Source organism: Cupriavidus sp. PB-02 (genome assembly GCF_058252315.1).
The window spans coordinates 4,155,048-4,173,997 of the sequence record NZ_CM177694.1; the positions used below are offsets into that span (position 1 = coordinate 4,155,048).

General features: G+C 67.3%; 18 protein-coding genes and 1 pseudogene. 15 read left to right on the forward strand and 4 right to left on the reverse strand.

The features are described 5' to 3' along the window. The first annotated feature begins 180 nt into the window (after nucleotides 1-180). The 6 genes from AC10V3_RS19580 to AC10V3_RS19605 all read left to right on the forward strand — a co-directional run bounded on the left by AC10V3_RS19580 (nucleotide 181) and on the right by AC10V3_RS19605 (nucleotide 7,189). Nucleotides 181-1,587, forward strand: coding sequence for a C4-dicarboxylate transporter DctA (locus AC10V3_RS19580; protein WP_022536944.1), 1,407 nt, complete (start codon nucleotides 181-183; stop codon nucleotides 1,585-1,587). Nucleotides 1,588-1,635: 48 nt separating this feature from the next. After that, nucleotides 1,636-2,328 (forward strand): GntR family transcriptional regulator, encoded by a 693-nt coding sequence (locus AC10V3_RS19585; protein ID WP_022536945.1) that lies wholly within the window; start codon nucleotides 1,636-1,638, stop codon nucleotides 2,326-2,328. A gap of 607 nt (nucleotides 2,329-2,935) precedes the next feature. Next, nucleotides 2,936-3,739 (forward strand): SDR family oxidoreductase, encoded by an 804-nt coding sequence (locus tag AC10V3_RS19590; protein WP_022536946.1) that lies wholly within the window; start codon nucleotides 2,936-2,938, stop codon nucleotides 3,737-3,739. Nucleotides 3,740-3,786: 47 nt separating this feature from the next. Further along, nucleotides 3,787-4,572, forward strand: a complete 786-nt coding sequence (locus tag AC10V3_RS19595; protein WP_022536947.1) for an enoyl-CoA hydratase-related protein — start codon at nucleotides 3,787-3,789, stop codon at nucleotides 4,570-4,572. Between the two features lie 80 nt (nucleotides 4,573-4,652). Next, nucleotides 4,653-6,314: a long-chain-fatty-acid--CoA ligase gene (locus AC10V3_RS19600; RefSeq protein ID WP_490922764.1), complete on the forward strand. Its 1,662-nt coding sequence runs from the start codon at nucleotides 4,653-4,655 to the stop codon at nucleotides 6,312-6,314. A gap of 29 nt (nucleotides 6,315-6,343) precedes the next feature. After that, entirely contained in the window at nucleotides 6,344-7,189 is an 846-nt protein-coding gene (locus AC10V3_RS19605; protein ID WP_022536949.1) for a crotonase/enoyl-CoA hydratase family protein, read from the forward strand. A 10-nt stretch (nucleotides 7,190-7,199) separates the two neighbouring features. Here AC10V3_RS19605 and AC10V3_RS19610 read toward each other — a convergent pair whose 3' ends face one another. Further along, nucleotides 7,200-7,577: a DUF2784 domain-containing protein gene (locus AC10V3_RS19610; RefSeq protein ID WP_022536950.1), complete on the reverse strand. Its 378-nt coding sequence runs from the start codon at nucleotides 7,575-7,577 to the stop codon at nucleotides 7,200-7,202. 10 nt (nucleotides 7,578-7,587) lie between these two features. Next, a complete protein-coding gene (locus tag AC10V3_RS19615; protein ID WP_022536951.1) occupies nucleotides 7,588-8,508 on the reverse strand; it encodes a LysR family transcriptional regulator in 921 nt (306 codons plus the stop codon). 197 nt (nucleotides 8,509-8,705) lie between these two features. Here AC10V3_RS19615 and AC10V3_RS19620 point away from each other — a divergent pair. Beyond that, nucleotides 8,706-8,828: pseudogene (locus AC10V3_RS19620) on the forward strand (amidohydrolase); the annotation flags it as partial. Here the strand turns inward: AC10V3_RS19620 and AC10V3_RS19625 are convergent. Beyond that, on the reverse strand, nucleotides 8,829-9,545 hold the full coding sequence (locus AC10V3_RS19625) for a hypothetical protein (RefSeq protein WP_490922765.1): 717 nt from the start codon (nucleotides 9,543-9,545) through the stop codon (nucleotides 8,829-8,831). A gap of 294 nt (nucleotides 9,546-9,839) precedes the next feature. On the opposite strand from AC10V3_RS19625, the gene gcl reads away from it, so the two are divergent. The 8 genes from gcl to AC10V3_RS19665 all read left to right on the forward strand — a co-directional run bounded on the left by gcl (nucleotide 9,840) and on the right by AC10V3_RS19665 (nucleotide 18,543). Beyond that, entirely contained in the window at nucleotides 9,840-11,624 is a 1,785-nt protein-coding gene (gene gcl / locus AC10V3_RS19630; protein ID WP_349604420.1) for a glyoxylate carboligase, read from the forward strand. Nucleotides 11,625-11,735: 111 nt separating this feature from the next. Next, the gene (hyi, locus tag AC10V3_RS19635; RefSeq protein ID WP_490922767.1) at nucleotides 11,736-12,518 is read left to right on the forward strand and encodes a hydroxypyruvate isomerase; all 783 of its coding nucleotides are present in this window, start codon (nucleotides 11,736-11,738) and stop codon (nucleotides 12,516-12,518) included. 81 nt (nucleotides 12,519-12,599) lie between these two features. Next, nucleotides 12,600-13,514 carry a 2-hydroxy-3-oxopropionate reductase gene (glxR, locus tag AC10V3_RS19640; RefSeq protein WP_022536956.1) on the forward strand — a complete coding sequence of 305 codons (915 nt, stop codon included), beginning with the start codon at nucleotides 12,600-12,602 and terminating at the stop codon, nucleotides 13,512-13,514. A 66-nt stretch (nucleotides 13,515-13,580) separates the two neighbouring features. Then, nucleotides 13,581-14,903, forward strand: coding sequence for a glycerate kinase type-2 family protein (locus AC10V3_RS19645; protein WP_454752517.1), 1,323 nt, complete (start codon nucleotides 13,581-13,583; stop codon nucleotides 14,901-14,903). Nucleotides 14,904-15,010: 107 nt separating this feature from the next. Beyond that, nucleotides 15,011-16,474 carry a pyruvate kinase gene (gene pyk / locus AC10V3_RS19650; protein ID WP_490922769.1) on the forward strand — a complete coding sequence of 488 codons (1,464 nt, stop codon included), beginning with the start codon at nucleotides 15,011-15,013 and terminating at the stop codon, nucleotides 16,472-16,474. A gap of 291 nt (nucleotides 16,475-16,765) precedes the next feature. Beyond that, nucleotides 16,766-17,632, forward strand: a complete 867-nt coding sequence (gene ypfJ / locus AC10V3_RS19655; RefSeq protein WP_041681174.1) for a KPN_02809 family neutral zinc metallopeptidase — start codon at nucleotides 16,766-16,768, stop codon at nucleotides 17,630-17,632. Nucleotides 17,633-17,707: 75 nt separating this feature from the next. Beyond that, complete coding sequence (locus tag AC10V3_RS19660; protein WP_490922771.1) at nucleotides 17,708-17,971, forward strand: efflux RND transporter permease subunit; 264 nt, start codon at nucleotides 17,708-17,710, stop codon at nucleotides 17,969-17,971. Beyond that, nucleotides 17,941-18,543: an efflux RND transporter permease subunit gene (locus AC10V3_RS19665; RefSeq protein WP_490922773.1), complete on the forward strand. Its 603-nt coding sequence runs from the start codon at nucleotides 17,941-17,943 to the stop codon at nucleotides 18,541-18,543. The genes AC10V3_RS19660 and AC10V3_RS19665 overlap by 31 nt, the downstream gene beginning before the upstream one ends. Here the strand turns inward: AC10V3_RS19665 and AC10V3_RS19670 are convergent. Further along, nucleotides 18,467-18,880, reverse strand: a complete 414-nt coding sequence (locus tag AC10V3_RS19670) for a hypothetical protein (protein ID WP_349604414.1) — start codon at nucleotides 18,878-18,880, stop codon at nucleotides 18,467-18,469. The two genes, AC10V3_RS19665 and AC10V3_RS19670, sit on opposite strands and share 77 nt — an antisense overlap. Nucleotides 18,881-18,950: the final 70 nt, after the last annotated feature.

Genomic DNA, 18,950 nt, shown 5'->3' on the forward strand with positions numbered 1-18,950 from the left:
AACAGGGGGGCTGTCCGCGAGGTGGCGAGCTTCCGACCTGGAGGCCCCGCCCGGAACGTAAGGCCGGCAGCCCACCAGCCAGTAGAGCAGTACGGGGGCAGCCGGTGATTCCTGGATCAGATGGGCCAGCCTGCACAAGCCAATGGACAAGTGCAGGACCGGCCCGGCACGGAGACAACCATGCAGCATGCAGTTCCCTCGCAGCCCCGCCCGGGCACCCCTCGCCTGCACACCCGCTTTACCCGCTCGCTGTTCGGCCAGGTACTGATCGCACTTGTGATCGGCACCGCACTCGGCCTGGTTTTTCCTGAGTTCGCCGCCAAGCTCAAGCCGCTTGGCGACGCCTTTATCAAGCTGATCAAGATGCTGATCGGGCCCATCGTGTTCTGCGTGGTGGTGGCCGGTATCTGCGGCGCCGGCGAGCTGAAGAAGGTCGGCCGTGTCGGCATCAAGGCTGTGGTGTATTTCGAGATCGTCACCACCATTGCGCTGGCGCTGGGCATCTTGCTGGCCTATGTGTTCCAGCCCGGCGTCGGCATGAATGTCGACCCGCGTTCGCTCGATGCGTCGGCCATCGCCGGCTTCATCGACAACGCCACCAAGGTCAAGGACCAGGGCACGGTCGACTTCCTGCTCAAACTGATCCCCAATACCGTGTTCGGCGCGTTTGCCAATGGCGACGTGCTGCAGGTGCTGCTGGTATCGATCCTGTTCGGCTGCGCGCTGTCGCTGGTCGGTGAGCCGGGCCGGCCGCTGGTCAAGCTGATCGACACCTTCTCGCACACGCTGTTCAAGATGATGGGTTTCATCATCAAGCTGGCGCCGCTGGGCGTGCTGGGCGCGGTGGCCTTTACCGTGGGCAAGTACGGCATCGGCTCGCTCAAGCAGCTCGGTTTCCTGGTGTTCCTGTTCTACGGCGCGGTGATCATCTTCGTGCTGGTGGTGCTGGGCACCATCATGCGCGTGTGTGGCTTCTCGGTGATCAAGCTGATCCGCTACCTGCGCGCCGAGCTGCTGGTGGTGCTGGGCACCGCCTCGTCCGACAGCGTGCTGCCGCAGGTGATGAAGAAGCTGGAATTCATGGGCATCAAGAAGTCGGTGGTGGGCCTGGTGATTCCTACCGGCTACTCCTTCAACCTGGATGCGTTCTCGATCTACCTGACGCTGGCCGCGGTGTTTATCGCCCAGGCCACCAACACGCCGCTGGCAATGGCAGACCTGCTCGGCATCCTGGCGGTGGCGCTGGTCACCTCCAAGGGCGCGCACGGCATCCCGGGCTCGGCCATCGTGATCCTGGCGGCGACGCTGTCGGCACATCCGGCGATTCCGGCGATCGGGCTGGTGCTGGTGCTGTCGGTGGACTGGTTTATCGGCATCGCGCGCGCCCTCGGCAACCTGATCGGCAACTGCGTGGCAACCGTGGTGGTGGCGGCCTGGGAGAAGGATATCGACCGCGAACGGGCGCATGGGGTGCTCAACGGCACCATCGAGGCGACCGACCTGGATGCGGGCCTTGCCGCGATGGCGCAAGACGGCGCCGGTGCGGGTTCGCCCGCCGCCGTGCCCGGGACCGTCGTGGGGCGCTAGAATCACGGCATCTCCCCTACCGCGCAGCCTCTGCGCAAGTGCGCTGCCATGCCCGAGCATATCGATCCTGACATGACCGCCGAAGCGATCGCCGAAGACATTGTCGCGGCGATCGTCTCGCACCGCCTGCCGCCCGGCACCAAGCTGCGCGAGGAGGCCCTGGCCAGCGTCTATCGCGTCAGCCGCACCAAGGTGCGCGCGGCGCTGCTGATGCTGTCCAAGGACAAGGTCATCCAGATGGTGCCGGACAAGGGCGCCTTCGTCGCCAAGCCCAGTGCGGAAGAAGCGCGCGAAGTCTTCGCGGTGCGCCGTATCCTGGAAGCGGCGCTGGCGCGCGAGTTCGTCGCCAAGGCGACGCCTGCCGACTACAAGCGCATCGACAAGCACCTGGCGTCCGAACGCAAGGCGCTGGCTGGCAACGATGCGCAGGTGCGCACCCGGCTGCTGGGCGACTTCCATATCGTGCTGGCCGAGGTGGTCGGCAACGGCGTGCTGACCGAGATGATGCGCGAACTGTCGACGCGCAGCGCGGTGATCACCATGCTGTACCAGTCGCGCCGCGACGCGGCGTGCTCGTCGGACGAGCATCGCGAGTTCATCGAGGCCGCCCGTGCCGGCGATGTCGAGCGGGCCGTCGCGCTGATGGTGGAGCACCTCGGCCATGTCGAGGGCGCCCTGCATTTCGAGGAAACCCCGCCGGTGGCGCGGGGCAAGGACCTGGTGGCGGCACTGCTGGCCTGATCACTTCCGAGGCGCCTGACCCGCGCTTGACGTGAGTCAAAGCAGCAAGCGCCGCCCGCGCGCACACTTGCCCTCGCCATGAAGACGCGGGGGCGCACTTCATGAGCACTCCGCCTTCCGCGCCTTATCGCCGGAAGGCTGCCCGCACGCTGCAATGGTGTGCGGGCTTTCTTTTTTCTGAGGACTGGCTTTCGTGCCGCTGAACGGCGCACCGCCGGGGCCAGTGTTCTTCCCCTCCGGGGCATGCCGTTTTCCCTTTCCAGCCAGCGCTTTGCGGCGACTGCAGCCGCGTTGACGGTGCCGTCGCCGCGCTCGCACTATTGCGCCGGCGGCGGTCCGGCATTGCCGACGGCGCGCGTGAACGAACCCCGGCTTCGGGTTAGGATGCCGGAGGCCCGAGCCAGAGGCCAGCGCCGCCGGAGCATCCGCGCGGACGTAAATCAGAACGCAGAAATGGAGACCAGTCATGCGCTACTGCGCCACGCCCGCCCGGCGGCCACGCCGCCGGCGCTAGCACCCTCACTCGCTTCCCCGCCCCACCCCGCCACGATCTGCCCTGCCGGATCGCGGCAAGCATCGCCCTGACCATCGATCGAGAGGACTTTCCATGCCCAGTGCCTTCCGCGCAGACGCCTTCGCCGGCAAGACCGTATTCATCGCCGGCGCTTCTTCCGGCATCAACCTCGGCATCGCGCACGGCTTCGCGCGCGCCGGCGCGAAGCTCGCGCTGATCAGCCGCACCGCCGAACGCATCCAGGCCGCGGCCGATACCATCACCGCGGCCGGCGGCACCGCCATCGGCATGGCCGCCGACGTGCGCGACTACGCCGCCGTGGAAGCGGCCTTCGCCCGCACCCAGGACGAGCTGGGCCCGATCGACGTGGTGATCTCCGGCGCAGCGGGCAACTTCCTCGCGCCGGTGGTCGGCATGTCGGCCAATGCCTTCAAGACCGTGGTCGATATCGACCTGCTCGGCACCTTCAACGTATTCCGCGCCAGCTTCGACCACCTCAACAAGCCAGGCTCGTCGCTGATCGCCATCACCGCGCCGCAGGCGGTCAACGCGATGATGTTCCAGGCCCACGCCTGCGCGGCCAAGGCCGGCATCAACATGCTGATCAAGTGCCTGGCGATGGAATGGGGCCCGGCCGGCGTACGCGTGAACGGCATCTCGCCCGGCCCGATCGCCGATACCGAAGGCATGGCGCGGCTCGCGCCGACGCCCGAGGTCGAGGCCCGCTACAAGGCGCGCCTGGCACTGCGCGACTACGGCACCAAGGACGATATCGCCGACGCGGCGATGTACCTGAGCAGCGACAACGCGCGCTACGTGACCGGCACCATCCTCGACTGCGACGGCGGCAGCAAGCTGGGCGACGCCTCCGCCGACGCGCTGAAGAAGCCGCAGTAAGGCCATCGCCTTCTGAACAAATAACTATCTACATGGAGAACCGACCTATGACCGCTGCCGTGCTCTACCAATCCAGCGAAGGCGTGGCCACGCTCACGCTGAACCGCCCCGACGTGCTCAACGCGATGAACGCCGAGCTGATGGGCGCACTGCGCGAAGGCGTGGAACGTGCCGCCGCCGATGCCGAGGTGCGTGCCGTGCTGCTGACCGGCGCCGGCCGCGGCTTCTGCGCCGGCGCCGACCTGGCCGCGCGCCAGGGCGGCGGCAACGGCCTGTCCGATTCGGGCGCGCTGCTGCGCGAGCGCTACCACCCAATCATCATGGCGCTGCGCCAGATGCCCAAGCCGGTGATCACCGCGGTCAATGGCGTGGCCGCTGGCGCCGGCATGAGCCTGGCGCTGGCCGGCGACGTGGTGCTGGCGGGCCGCTCGGCCAGCTTCCTGCAGGCGTTCTCCAAGATCGGCCTGATTCCCGATGCCGGCAGCACCTATTTCCTGCCGCGCTACGCTGGCGAGATGCGCGCCCGCGCGCTGGCGATCCTGGCCGAGAAGATCGACGCAGAGCAAGCGCATCGCATCGGACTGGTGTGGAAGCTTCATGACGACGAAGCGCTGCAGGACGAGGCCAGCAAGCTGGCGCGCCACCTGGCCACCATGCCGACGATGGCCTACGGGCTGATCAAGGAAGCGCTCAACCAGAGCTTCGACAACGACCTGGCCGCGCAACTGGAGGTGGAAGCCACGCTGCAGTCGCGTGCCAGCCGCAGCGAAGACTGCCGCGAGGGCGTGGCCGCCTTCGTCGAGAAGCGCAAGCCCCAGTTCAAGGGCCGCTGAGCGCCAGCGCATTCGCCGTTTGCAGCACCCTCGGGGACAGCCGTCCCCGAGGCAAGGGAAACAGCATCTGGAGACGCATCATGCTTGGCCTCATGCAAGACCGTCCGTTGTTGATTTCTTCGCTGATCGAATACGCCGCGGCGTACCACCCGAGACAGGAGATCGTCTCGCGCACGGTGGAAGGCGACACCGTGCGCAGCAACTACGAGACCGTGCACCGGCGCGCGAAACGCGTTGCCAATGCACTGGCCGCGCTCGGCGTGCAGCCGGGCGACCGCGTCGGCACGCTGGCGTGGAACACGCACCGGCACCTGGAGCTGTACTTCGGCGTATCCGGTTCGGGCGCGGTACTGCACACCGTGAACCCGCGGCTGTTCCCGGAGCAGATTGCCTACATCATCAACCACGCGGAAGACCGCGTGCTGTGCTTCGATACTACCTTCTCGCCGCTGGTGGCGCAGCTTGCGCCGCATCTCACCAGCGTGCAGCACTATGTCGCGCTGACCGGCCGTGCACAGATGCCGGCGGTGGTGGCGGCCGGCATGCCCGATGCGCTGTGCTACGAAGACCTGCTCGATGCTGAGAGCGATACCTACGACTGGCCGCAGTTCGACGAACGCACCGCGTCCTCGCTTTGCTACACCTCAGGCACCACGGGCAATCCCAAGGGCGTGCTGTACTCGCACCGCTCCACCGTGCTGCACAGCCTGAAGGCGAGCGCGGCGGATACCTTCGGCGTCGGCCCCGACAGCAGCGTCCTGATGATCGTGCCGCTGTTCCACGCCAACGCCTGGGGGCTGCCCTACGCGTGCGCGATGAACGGCGCCAAGATGGTCCTGCCGGCGCAGCACCTCGACGGTGAAAGTGTTTACCGGCTGCTGCGCGACGAGCGTGTGACCTATTCCACCGCCGTGCCGACAGTATGGCTGATGCTGTTCCAGTACCTCGATGCGCATCCCGAGATCGATCCTTCGCAGCTCCCGCTCAAGGTTGCGGGCGTCGGCGGCTCGGCCGCGCCCGCGGCAATGATCGAGCGCTTTGACAGGCAATTCGGCGCACGGCTGATGCAAGGCTGGGGCATGACCGAGACCAGCCCGATCGGTGTCATCAACACCCTGCTGCCGCAGCACGCCGGACTGGACGATGCTGCGCGCCTGAAGGTGCAGCTCAAGCAGGGCCGCGCGCTATGGGGCGTGGACCTGCGCATCGAGGACGATGCCGGCAACGTGCTGCCGCACGACGGCAAGGCCTTCGGCCGGCTCAAGGTGCGCTGGCCGTGGATCGCGTCGGGCTATTTCAAGGCCGGACCGAGTGCGCTCGATGACAATGGCTGGTTCGACACCGGCGACGTTGCCAACATCGACCCTGACGGCTACGTGCAGCTGGTGGACCGCGCCAAGGACGTGATCAAGTCCGGTGGCGAATGGATTTCGTCGATCGACGTCGAGAACGCCACCATGGGCCACCCCGCCGTGGCCGAAGCGGCGGTGATCGGCGTGCCGCATCCCAAATGGCAGGAACGCCCGCTGCTGGTGGCAGTAAAGCGCGCCGGCGAGGACGTCAGCGCGGCCGAGCTGCTGGACTACCTCGCCGGCAAGATGGTGCGCTGGTGGGTGCCCGACGACGTGGTGTTCGTCGAGGCGCTGCCCCATACCGCCACCGGCAAGCTGCTGAAGGTGAAGCTGCGCGAGACCTATCGCGACTATGTACTGCCGACCGCCGACACTGCGCGCACGGCATAACCCCAAACCCGTATCCAAGGAGCCCGCGCATGAGCGCCAGCAGCAACGAACGAATTCTCGTGACGATCGACGATGGCGTCGCCGATGTCCGCCTGAATCGGCCCGACAAGATGAACGCGCTCGACCAGGCGATGTTCGATGCCCTGATCGAAACCGGCGAGCAGCTGGCCCGCATGCCGGACCTGCGTGCGGTGGTGCTGTCGGGCGAAGGCCGCGCCTTCTGCGCCGGTCTCGACATGGGCCGCATGGCGGGGATGCTGTCGGACGACGGCACGGGCGATGGCCAGGCGCACAACGACAGCATTGGCGCCGGCCGCCTTGGCAAGCGCACTCACGGCATTTCCAATCGCCCGCAATACGCCTGCATGGTGTGGCGCGAGTTGCCGGTCCCGGTGTTCGCCGCGGTGCACGGCGTTGCCTTCGGCGGCGGCTTGCAGGTGGCGCTGGGCGCGGATGTGCGCTACGTCGCGCCGGACACCAGGCTGTCGGTGATGGAGATGAAGTGGGGCCTGGTGCCCGACATGGCCGGCATGGTGCTGACGCGCGGCCTGGTCCGCCCCGACGTGCTGCGCGAGCTGATCTACAGTGCGCGGGTGCTGAGCGGCACCGAAGCGTGCGAGCTGGGCCTCGCCACCTACGTTGCGGACGACCCGCGCGCCGCCGCGCTGGAAGCCGCGCGCCAGGTCGCGCTGAAGAGCCCCGACGCGATCCGCGCCGCCAAGCGGCTGATGGCGGTGGTGGAGCGCGGGGGCGACGCTGAAATCCTGCAGGCCGAGTCCGATGAACAGGACAAACTGGTCGGCTCGCCCAACCAGCGCGAGGCGGTGCTGGCCAATATGGAAAAACGCGCGCCGCGCTTCGATCCGGCACGCTGAAGCGCAACGTTCAGTGGTGACGCCGCACGGCCCGCCGGCGGCGCCACCACAGCGCGTAGATCGCCACGTTGACCACCAGCACCACCACGCCCAGCCACAACTGCACCGCCGGCGTAAGCCCTGCCGGATAGATCAGCGGCAACAGGTAGCGCTCGATAAACCCGCCGCTGTAGCCAGCCTGCCCTGCGGCATGCCGCAGCGTATTTTCCAGCGGCGTCAGCGGGCAGATCCAGCCGAGCCATTCGATCAGCACGCCCCACACCGCCGCGGGCAGGTGCAGCCACGCCACGCGCGGCCAGCGCAACACCAGCAAGCCGCCCGCCACCACGAACAGGATAAACAGCCCGTGCGCCACGACGACGAGGTCGGCGAGCCAGGCTGTCATCATCGTCAGCCCCTCAGTCTCCGTTCCCGGCCGCCATCCAGTAGCCGGGCCGCGCGAACTGCGCCTTCAGGTGCTCGATAAAGAAACGGATCTTGGCCGGCACCGGACGCTGCTGCGGGTACACGGCCAGGATGTCGTAAGCGGGCAGTGCGTATTCGTCGAGCACGGTAATCAGTTCACCGCTCTCGAGCTGCGGCAGGATCTCCCAGGTCGAACGCCAGCCCAGCCCCAGGCCCTCGCCGGTCCAGCGGTGCAGCAGCTCACCATCGTTGCAGTCGAGGTTGCCGTTGACGCGCACCGTCACGGTCTTGCCGTTCTGGCTGAAGTACCAGCCGCGCTGCTGGCCGCCCTGCAGGTTGAACGCCAGGCAGTTGTGCTGCTCCAGGTCATCCAGCGTCTGCGGCACGCCGTACTTGGCGAAGTAGGCCGGCGTGCCGCACACCACGCGCTTGTTGGACGCGAGCTTGATCGCGACAAAGTTCGGATCGATCGCGCCGCCGATGCGGATGCCCACGTCATAGCCTTCGCGCACCAGGTCGACCACGCGGTCGGTCAGGTTGAAGGAGATCTGCACTTCCGGGTTCGCGGCGAGGAAGGCCGGCGCGTGCGGCGCCACGTGCTTGCGGCCGAACGCGGCCGGCGCCGACACGATCAGGTGGCCGGTGGCCTTGTGTCTGCCTTCGGCGATCAGCATCTCGGCGCGGTCCAGGTCGGCCAGCGCCTTCTTGCACTGCTCCATGAACACCGCGCCCTGCTCGGTCACGGCGATGCGGCGCGTGGACCGGTGCAGCAGCTTGACGCCGATGCGCGCTTCCAGCGCGTTGATGCGGCGGCCGATCATCACCGGCGTGACGTTCTGCGTCAGCGCGGCGGCCGCCATGCTGCCGTGCTCCACCACGGCGATAAAGGCTTCGATTTGCTTGAGTTTGTCCATCTGGTATTTGTCTCCCGGGCGCCATTGTGCGGCATCGGCGCCGCCGTGGCACCCCGGCGGCGCTTATGAAGCGGATCGGGCGCGGCGCATGGCGGGCAGTTTTTCAGGGCACTGGCGGGCACAATGCCGCACGTCGAGCCGCTGGTGGTGGTGGCCTCGCTGGTACTCAGCGTGCTGGCGGTGTACCCGATCGCCGCGGCAACGGCGAAGGCGAGTTCGGCAGCTGCATGGACAACCCCGGCTACGACTTCAACGACGCGGTGCTGCCGCTGGGTGCGGCGGCCTGGGTGCGACTGGTGCAGACCTATCTTGCGGCCTGATCACGTCTGCCGCGGCGTCGCGCCGGCGCGTTGCGCCCGGCGCGCGTCCAGCTCGGCATTCATCTGCGCAGCCTCGCCCAGCACGTAAGCCAGCCGCCGCAACGGCCGGCTGCATTGCACGTGCAGGTACAGGTAGCTGGCGCCGCCGGCGACCAGCATCACTCCATAGCCCCATAGCAGCATCGGCACCGTCTGCTCCGGACACGGCAGCGTGCGCCAGGCGCTGGCCAGCACCACGGCGGCAGGCGCCAGTGCCAGCAGCAGCCCCAAGGTGCGCGCCGCCCCCTCCCAGAGCCGCAGCTGCAAGGCCACGCGCCGCTGCCGCGCTTCCAGCTGCGCCGGCGGTACGCGCGCGAGCTGCCGCAGCAGCACGTCTTCGGCCGCGCGCTGGCGGTCCATCTCGGCCGCCTGCCAGCGCAGCGGGTTGCGCAGCCTGGCCAGCACCGTGCCGGTACGCGCCAGCCCCGTACCCACGTAGCAGGCGGCGGCCAGCGCCAGCAGCGCCTCGAAGGTGCGCAGCGACCACAGTGGCACCGGGTGCTTCAGCCACAGCCGCCAGACTGCAAGCGCACCGCCGCAGACCAGGGTCGCCACCAGCGCGGCGATAAAGCCGAACCACAGCGCGCGCGCGAAGCCGCCGGCCGGCGCGGGCGCCGCAGTGGTGCGCGCCTCAAGGGCTTCAAGCAGTTCGTACGACGGCGGGAGCCTGGAATACATGGTCGGGCCTGGCGAGGGAATACCGCCATTTTCGCCGCTTGCGCACGTGCCGGATAGACACCACGCCGCGCGGGACCGGGGCGTACCCACCGCTGCGCTGCGTGGCCGGCTCATCACACCACATATCCAATTGCATACGCCGGCGTGCCATCGGCGACCGTCTCATCGGGCTTCCATGGCCATATTCCATACACAGGGTATCGAATCAACTGATCGTCCTTCTGTTTATCCCGCCCCCGTTGCGGGACTAGGATCGACTCCAATGCGAATCCCACCACCATTGGAGACAAGATCATGGCAAAGATGAGAGCAATCGACGCGGCCATCGCGGTTCTGGAGAAGGAAGGCGTGACCACGGCGTTCGGCGTCCCGGGCGCGGCAATCAACCCGTTCTACTCGGCGATGCGCAAGTCGGGCAACATCAGCCACGTGCTGGCCCGCCACGTCGAAGGCGCCTCGCACATGGCCGAGGGCTACACCCGTGCCGAGCCGGGCAATATCGGCGTCTGCGTCGGTACCTCGGGCCCCGCCGGCACCGACATGATCACCGGCCTGTACTCGGCCTGGGCGGATTCGATCCCCATCCTCTGCATCACCGGCCAGGCCCCGCGCGCCCGCCTGTACAAGGAAGACTTCCAGGCCGTCGATATTGAATCGATCGCCAAGCCCGTGACCAAGTGGGCCGTGACCGTGCGCGAGCCGGCGCTGGTGCCGCAGGTGTTCCAGCAGGCCTTCCACCTCATGCGTTCGGGCCGTCCGGGCCCGGTGCTGATCGACCTGCCGTTCGACGTGCAGGTTGCCGAGATCGAATTCGATCCGGAGACCTACCAGCCGCTGCAGCCGTACAAGCCGGCCGCCTCGCGCGCCCAGATCGAGAAGGCCATCGCCATGCTCAATGCGGCCGAGCGCCCGCTGATCGTGTGTGGCGGCGGCGTGATCAACGCTGACGCGTCGGAACTGCTGGTCGAGTTTGCCGAACTGGTCAACGTGCCCGTGGTGCCGACGCTGATGGGCTGGGGCGTGCTGGCCGACGACCACCCGCTGCAAGCCGGCATGGTCGGCCTGCAGACCTCACACCGCTACGGCAATGCCACGCTGCTGGCCTCGGACTTCGTGATGGGCATCGGCAACCGCTGGGCCAACCGCCACACCGGCAGCGTCGATGTCTACACCAAGGGCCGCAAGTTCGTGCACGTCGACATCGAGCCGACCCAGATTGGCCGTGTGTTCGGTCCGGACTTGGGCATCGTGTCGGACGCCAGGGCCGCGCTTGAACTGTTCGTCGAAGTTGCCCGCGAAATGAAGATGGCCGGCCGCCTGCCGTGCCGCAAGTCGTGGGTCGCCGACGTGCAGAAGCGCCGCCGCACCCTGCAGCGCAAGAGCGACTTCGACAACGTGCCGGTCAAGCCGCAGCGCGTGTACCGCGAGATGAACCAGTACTTCCCGCGCGACGTGCGCTACGTCAGCACCATCGGCCTGTCGCAGATCGCCGCGGCGCAGTTTCTGTCGGTCAACCAGCCGCGCCACTGGATCAACTGCGGCCAGGCCGGCCCGCTGGGCTGGACCATCCCGGCCGCGATCGGCGTGAAGACCGCTTCGCCGGATTCGGATGTGGTGGCGATCTCGGGCGACTACGACTTCCAGTTCATGATCGAGGAACTGGCCGTGGCCGCGCAGTTCAAGGTGCCGTACATCCACGTGGTGGTGAACAACTCCTACCTCGGCCTGATTCGCCAGGCGCAGCGCAACTTCGAGATGGACTACTGCGTGCAGCTCGCCTTCGACAACGTCAATTCCCCTGAGCTGAACGGCTACGGCGTGGACCACGTCAAGGTGGTCGAAGGCCTGGGCTGCAAGGCGATCCGCGTGTTCAAGCCGGAAGACATCGCCCCGGCCTTTGCCGAAGCGCGCGACCTGATGGCCGAGTTCTCGGTGCCGGTGGTGGTCGAGGTGATCCTGGAGCGCGTGACCAATATCGCGATGGGCACCGAGATCGACAACATCAACGAGTTCGAGCCGATCGAGGATATCGAGGACGCTGACGAGGCGATCCTGACCGAAGAAGTGGAAACGGCGTAAGCAGCACGATTCCAACATGGAAGCGCGGGCTATGGCCCGCGCAAATCCAGCGCCCCTGCATCACCGGTTCTGCACCGGCAGAACGACAACACAACTAAACCGGAGAGACGTATGACCAAACTTGCGGCCAACCTGACCATGCTGTTCAACGAAGTGGGCTTTCTCGACCGCTTCGAAGCCGCCGCGCGCGCGGGCTTCCGCGGCGTGGAATTCCTGTTTCCGTATGCGTTCCACGCGGACCAGATCGCTGACCGCCTGAACCGCTTCCAGCTGGATCTGGTGCTGCACAACCTGCCCGCCGGCAAGTGGGAAGCGGGCGAGCGCGGCATTGCCTGCCATCCGGACCGCGTGGGCGAGTTCCAGGACGGCGTGGGCGAGGCCATCAAGTACGCCAAAGTGCTGGGCGTGCGCCAGTTGAACTGCCTGGTCGGCATCCTGCCGCAGAACGTCAAGCGCGAACAGGCGCAGGAAACGCTGGTGGAAAACCTGCGCTTCGCTGCCAGCGCCCTGGCCGCCGAGCATATCGACCTGCTGGTCGAGCCGATCAACACCTTCGACATCCCCGGCTTCTTCCTGTCGCGCACGCAGCAGGCTGTCGACCTGATCAACCAGGTCAACGCGCCCAACCTGTACGTGCAGTACGACATCTATCACATGCAGCGCATGGAAGGCGAAATTGCCAACACCATCAAGGCCAACCTGCCGAAGATCAAGCATGTGCAACTGGCCGACAACCCGGGCCGCAACGAGCCGGGCACGGGTGAGCTGAACTACCAGTACCTTTTCAAGTTCCTGGACGAGATTGGATACACCGGCTGGATCGGCTGCGAGTACAAGCCGAAGACCACCACCGAGGCCGGGCTGGGCTGGCGCGCCGCGCACGGCGTGCAGTGACCGCTGCGGTAACCCCTGCTGTAACCCGTTACCACCTACGCCAACCAAGACAGACTTAATCTCATACAAGGAGACATCAACATGGCAAACCAACGCAACGTCGGCTTCATCGGCCTGGGCATCATGGGCGCACCGATGGCGGGCCACCTGCGCGCCGCCGGCCACACGCTGTTCGTGCATGACGTCAACCCGGCCCCGCAAGCGCTGGTCGATGCAGGCGTGACCGTCTGCACCAGCGCCGAGGAAGTCGCCAAGCGTGCCGACATCATCGTCATCATGGTGCCGGATACCCCGCACGTGGAAGCCGTGCTGTTTGCCGACAAGGGCGTTGCCGCCGCGCTGAAGGCCGCCGGCAAGGAAGCCAGCTACAGCAAGATCGTGGTCGACATGAGCTCGATCTCGCCGATCGCGACCAAGGACTTCGCCGCACGCATCAACAAGCTGGGGGCCTCGTACCTGGACGCACCGGTGTCCGGTGGTGAGGTGGGCGCAAGGGCCGCTTCGCTGACCATCATGGTCGGGGGGCCGCAGGAAGCCTTCGACCAGGTCAAGCCGTTGTTCGACCTGATGGGCAAGAACGTCACGCTGGTGGGCGGCAACGGCGACGGCCAGACTACCAAGGTGGCAAACCAGATCATCGTCGCGCTGAACATCCAGGCTGTGTCTGAAGCGCTGCTGTTCGCCTCCAAGGCGGGTGCCGATCCGGCCAAGGTGCGCCAGGCGCTGATGGGCGGCTTCGCGGCCTCTCGCATCCTGGAAGTGCACGGCGAGCGCATGGTCAAGCGCACCTTCGACCCGGGCTTCCGCATCGAGTTGCACCAGAAGGACCTGAACCTGGCGCTGCAAGGTGCCAAGGCGCTGGGCGTGGCACTGCCCAACACCGCCACCGCGCAGGAGCTCTTCAACACGTGCTCGGCCAACGGCCTGGGCAAGCAAGACCACTCGGCACTGTGCCGCGCGATCGAAATCATGTCGAACCACCAGATCGCGAAGTAAGCAGCAACCACGTCGTCCCCGCCCTGCGGGGACGACACGCTTTTCCCGTCAGCACCAGGATTCTTCATGCTCGTCACCGAACCCCAAGCCGCCCTGCTGTCGCCCCAGCGCACGGCAGCCAATCCCGGACAGCTCAATCCCCGCGCGCTGTTGCGCGACCTGTTCGATACCGCGGTCGCCTCCGTCAGCGCCAGCCACTGCCTGCCCCCGCACCTGCCCGTGCCGCCCAAGGGCCGCACCGTGGTGATCGGCGCCGGCAAGGCCGCCGCCGCGATGGCGCAGGCGGTGGAGGCGAACTGGCAAGGCGAACTGTCGGGCCTGGTGGTGACGCGCTACGGCCATGGTGCCGACTGCAAGCGCATCGAAGTCGTGGAAGCCGCCCACCCCGTTCCCGACGAAGCCGGCGCGCGTGCCGCGCAACGGATGGTAGAACTGGTGCAGGGCCTGACGGCCGACGACCTGGTGCTGTGCCTGATCTCAGGTGGTGGCTCGGCGCTGCTGGCCGCGCCCGCCCCCGGCCTGACGCTGGCCGACAAGCAGGCCGTCAACAAGGCACTGCTCAGGAGCGGCGCGAGCATCGGCGAGATGAACTGCGTGCGCAAGCACCTGTCCGCGCTCAAGGGCGGCCGCCTGGCGCTGCACTGCGCGCCGGCACGCGTCGAGACGCTGCTGATTTCCGATATCCCCGGCGATGATCCCACGCTGATCGCGAGCGGCCCGACGCTGCCCGACGCGACCACCTGCGCCGATGCGCTGGCCGTCATCGCCAAGTACGGCATCGAAGTGCCGGCCAATGTGCACGCGCACCTGGAAAGCGGCGCGGGCGAAACGCCCAAGCCCGGCGACGCGCGTTTCGAAGGTCACCGCAGCGCGACGCTGGCCACCGCGCAGCAATCGCTCGAAGCCGCCGCCGCGCGTGCGCGCGAACTCGGCTACGAAGCCCACATCCTGTCCGACTGCATCGAAGGCGAAGCGCGTGAGGTGGCCGAAGTGCATGCCGCCATCGCGCGCCAGATCGCACAGCGCGGCCAACCCTTCAGCAAGCCGTGCGTGCTGCTGTCCGGCGGCGAGACCACGGTGACCGTGCGCGGCAAGGGCCGCGGCGGGCGCAACGCGGAGTTCCTGCTGTCGCTTGCCGTCGCACTCGATGGCCTGGCCGGCGTGCATGCGATCGCCTGCGATACCGATGGCATCGACGGCTCCGAGGACAACGCCGGCGCGCTGCTGTCGCCCGACACGCTGACCCGCGCCACCGCGCGCGGCCTGTCGGCGCGCGCACACCTGGACAACAACGACGGCTACGGCTTCTTTGCCGGCGTGGACGACCTGATCGTCACCGGCCCGACCCGTACCAACGTGAACGACTTCCGCGCCATCCTGATCGTGTAAGCCGTCCGCAGCATCGCAGCAAAGCCGTACCGAACCAGTAGTTCACCTGAACAGCATCATCCGGCGCGCCATGTGGCGCGCCACTCGAGAATGGAAGAGGAGACATCATGAGACGCCAGCGCAAAGCGAAGATCGTGGCCACGCTCGGCCCCGCCAGCACCGACATCGCGGTGATCCGCGCGCTGTTCGAGGCTGGCGCGGACGTGTTCCGGCTCAACTTCAGCCACGGCACGCACGAGGACCACCGCGCGCGCTACGACGCCGTGCGCCAGGTCGAGGCCGAGACCGGCCGCCCCATCGGCGTGCTGGCCGACCTGCAGGGCCCCAAGCTGCGCATCGGCACCTTCGCCGCCGGCAAGGTCGCGGTGCGCGCGGGCGATGTGTTCGTGCTCGACAGCGATCCCACGCCGGGCGACGGCACCCGCGTCTACCTGCCGCATCCCGAGTTGTTCGAGGCCGCGCAACCCGGCCAGTCGCTGCTGATCGACGACGGCAAGGTGCGCCTGTCGGTCGAGTCTGTGTCCACCGGCAGCATCACCACGCGCGTGGTCAACAATGGCACGCTGTCCGACCGCAAGGGCGTGAACGTGCCCGACGCCGTGATCCCCATCCCCGCGCTGACCGAGAAGGACCGCAAGGACCTGGACTTCGCGCTGTCGCTGGGCGCGGACTGGATCGGGCTGTCGTTCGTGCAGCGCCCGTCCGATATCGTCGAAGCGCGCGAGATCGTCGGCACCCGTGCCGGCATCCTGTCCAAGATCGAGAAGCCGGCCGCGCTGCAGCAACTCGAAGAGATCGTGCGCGTGTCCGATTCCGTGATGGTGGCCCGCGGCGACCTTGGCGTGGAGCTGCCGCCGGAGCGCGTGCCGGGCGTGCAGAAGCGCATCCTGCGTGTGTGCCGCCAGCTCGGCAAACCCGTGGTGATCGCCACGCAGATGCTGGAATCGATGATCGAGTCGCCGGTGCCCACGCGCGCCGAGGCGTCAGACGTGGCCAGCGCCATCTATGAAGGCGCCGACGCGGTGATGCTGTCGGCCGAGTCGGCCAACGGCCGCTACCCGGTGCCGGCGGTGTCGATGATGAACCGCATCGTCACCGAGGTGGAACGCGACCCGCTGTACCGCAACCTGCTCGACGCCCAGCACGAGACCCCGCTGAACACGCGCCAGGATGCGATCTGCGCGGCGCTGCGCGAAGTCACGCAGATCATCGGCGCGGCCGCGACGGTGACCTACACCTCGTCTGGCGCCACGGCGCTGCGTGCGGCGCGCGAGCGGCCGTGCGCGCCCATCGTCAGCATTACGCCGAACCTGGAGATCGCGCGCCGCCTGGCGATTGCCTGGGGCATCCACTCGACCGTGAGCCCGGACGTGCAGAGCGTCGATGAAATGGTCGACGCCGCCACGCGCGCGGCGCTGGTGGAAGGCTACGCCGCGCCGGGTGACCAGATCACCATCGCCGCGGGCATGCCGTTCGGGCAGGGCGGGACCACCAACCTGCTGCGCGTGGCGGAGGTCGGCGCCAGCGCCGCAGCCACCACGCCTGCCACGCGCGAGGCTGCCCTGGCCTGAGCGAACCGATAGCGGTCCCGGCCCGGGACCTTCAGGCATTGACGGAACCGGGCGCGAGCCCGGTTCTTTGTTTTGCCGCACACCACTTGCGTTGCCCGACTCCAGGGCGAGCAGGTGGTGTTTTTTTGTGCGCTGCCGCCATGGCGGCGCAGAAAGCGAAAGTGCGCTAACGAAGACCGGCCCGCCGCTGTCCGGAATGCAACGGTCGCGCTCAGCGGCATCCGGTACCCCCGATTGCTATACTGGTTGCCACCTGCACCTCGCCAGAAACCCTACTCTCCCGGAGCCCCCATGCGCCTAGATGACGAAGCCGAAAGCCAGCACGTTGAAGACCGCCGCGGCGGATTCGGCGGTGTCGGCGGGAAGACGATCGGCATCGGCACCGTCATCGTTGCACTGGCCGCGTCGTACTTCTTTGGCATCGATCCGACGCTGATCATGCAGGGCGCGTCGGTGCTGCAGGGATCCGGCCCGCCGCAGCAACAACAGGTCAACCGCCCGCCGGCGACGGACCAGATGACGGTCTTCACGCGCAAGGTGCTGGGCAATACCGAGCGCACCTGGCAACACATCTTCGAGACCGAGCTGAACCGCCGCTACGCGCCGCCGACGCTGGTGCTGTTCTCCGGCGCGACGCCGACCGCGTGCGGCACGGGCCAGTCGGCAATGGGCCCGTTCTACTGCCCCGGCGACCAGAAGGTCTATATCGACCTGGCGTTCTATGACGAGCTGCGCCAGCGCTTCGGCGCTAGCGGCGACTTTGCCCAGGCGTATGTGATCGCGCACGAGATCGGCCACCATGTGCAGAACCTGCTGGGTGTTTCGGACAAGGTCGATACCGCGCGCCGCCGCATGGGCGAGGCGCAGGCCAACCAGCTGTCAGTGCGCATGGAGCTGCAGGCCGACTGCCTGGCGGGCGTGTGGGCGGCCACCGCACAGCGCGCCAACCAGCAACTGCTGGAGCCGGGCGATATCGAGGAAGGCCTGAAGGCCGCCGCCGCCATCGGCGACGACCGGCTGCAGCGCCGGTCGCAGGGCTATGTCGTGCCGGAGGCCTTCACCCACGGTTCCAGCGAGCAGCGCGTGCGCTGGCTGCGCCGCGGTATCGAGTCAGGCGACATCCGCAAGTGCGATACCTTCGCCTCGCGCGATCTCTGAGTTCCGGCCCCACCCCCGACGCCGGAGGTACCGGCAATGTGACGGTCGCGTTGTCCGGGCCGCCTCGAGTACGACGTGCGCTGGACCGGCCGCGCCTTCGAGCAGCAGCAGACCGGTACGCAGGCGCCGTGGCTGTTTGCGCTGTCGCTGCTGTTTATCTTCCTGTGCCTGGTGGCGCTGTATGAAAGCTGGACGCTGCCGCTGGCGGTGATCGCCATCGTGCCGACCGGGCTGATGGGCGCTGCCGCGGCGATCTTCCTGCGCGGCATGCCCAGATGTCTACTTCAAGGTGGGCGTGGTGGTGATCCTTGGGGCTGGCCGCCAAGAACGCGATCCTGATCGTCGAGTACGCCGAACAGCTGCGCCGTGGCAGTGCGGGCGCTATGGGCACGGTTGAAGCCGCCACGCGTGCCGCGCGCCAGCGGTTGCGGCCGGTGGTGATGACCTCGCTGGCGTTCGTGCTCGGCGTGGTGCCGCTGGCGATCAGCACCGGCCCGGGCGCACGCGCGCAGCAGGCAGTCGGTACCGGCGTGCTCGGCGGCATGCTGGGTGCGACGGTGCTGGGGACACTGGCGGTGCCGCTGCTCTACGCGGCGATCGCGCGCAGGTCGCCACGCTTGCACAAACGACGGCGGCGGAGGATGGCAGCGAGGCAACGCAAACGCCATCGACAAGACGCTCAGGCGCGCACGGCAAGTGCCGGGGATCGGTCAGGAAGGAAAAATCGCCTGCCAGGCGAAGAGAGAAGGAGGAGGAGGTCGGCCGGGCAGGCGGGAGAGAAAACTTGCGGCCACCGCAGTGGCCGCCCGGGGTCCTGGAGAAGACCCGTGAAGATCAGACGCGATAGCCGTACAGCGAACCGTCACCGCTGCGCGAGTTGTCCAGCGCGCGGTCGGCGATATCGCCGCTGAAGGTGTGCGTACCTTCACTGAAGGTATCGAACTTGCCTTGCTTCGAGATCTCGCCGCTGAAGGTATGCGTGCCTTCGCTGAAGGTGTCGAACTTGCCACCACTGCGCGAGCCTTCCGAGAACGAGTCGAAGCGGCCGGTACGGGCGCCATCGGTGTACGTATCGAACTTGCCTTGCTTGGCGCCGTCCGTGTACACGTCGTACTTGCCTACGCGCAGCGCGTCGGCATACACATCAAATTTGCCAACCTTGCTGGCAGCGGGGGCAGCCAACGCCGCAGCGGACGCGGCGACAGCCGCGAACACGAGCGCGCCGCCAAGGATACGTCTGGCGATCATTTTGGGACTCCTTCAACTGATTTCGGCTTTTCTTGGTATGTGACCGGTTAAAACTCCGGCCGCTCTGCAA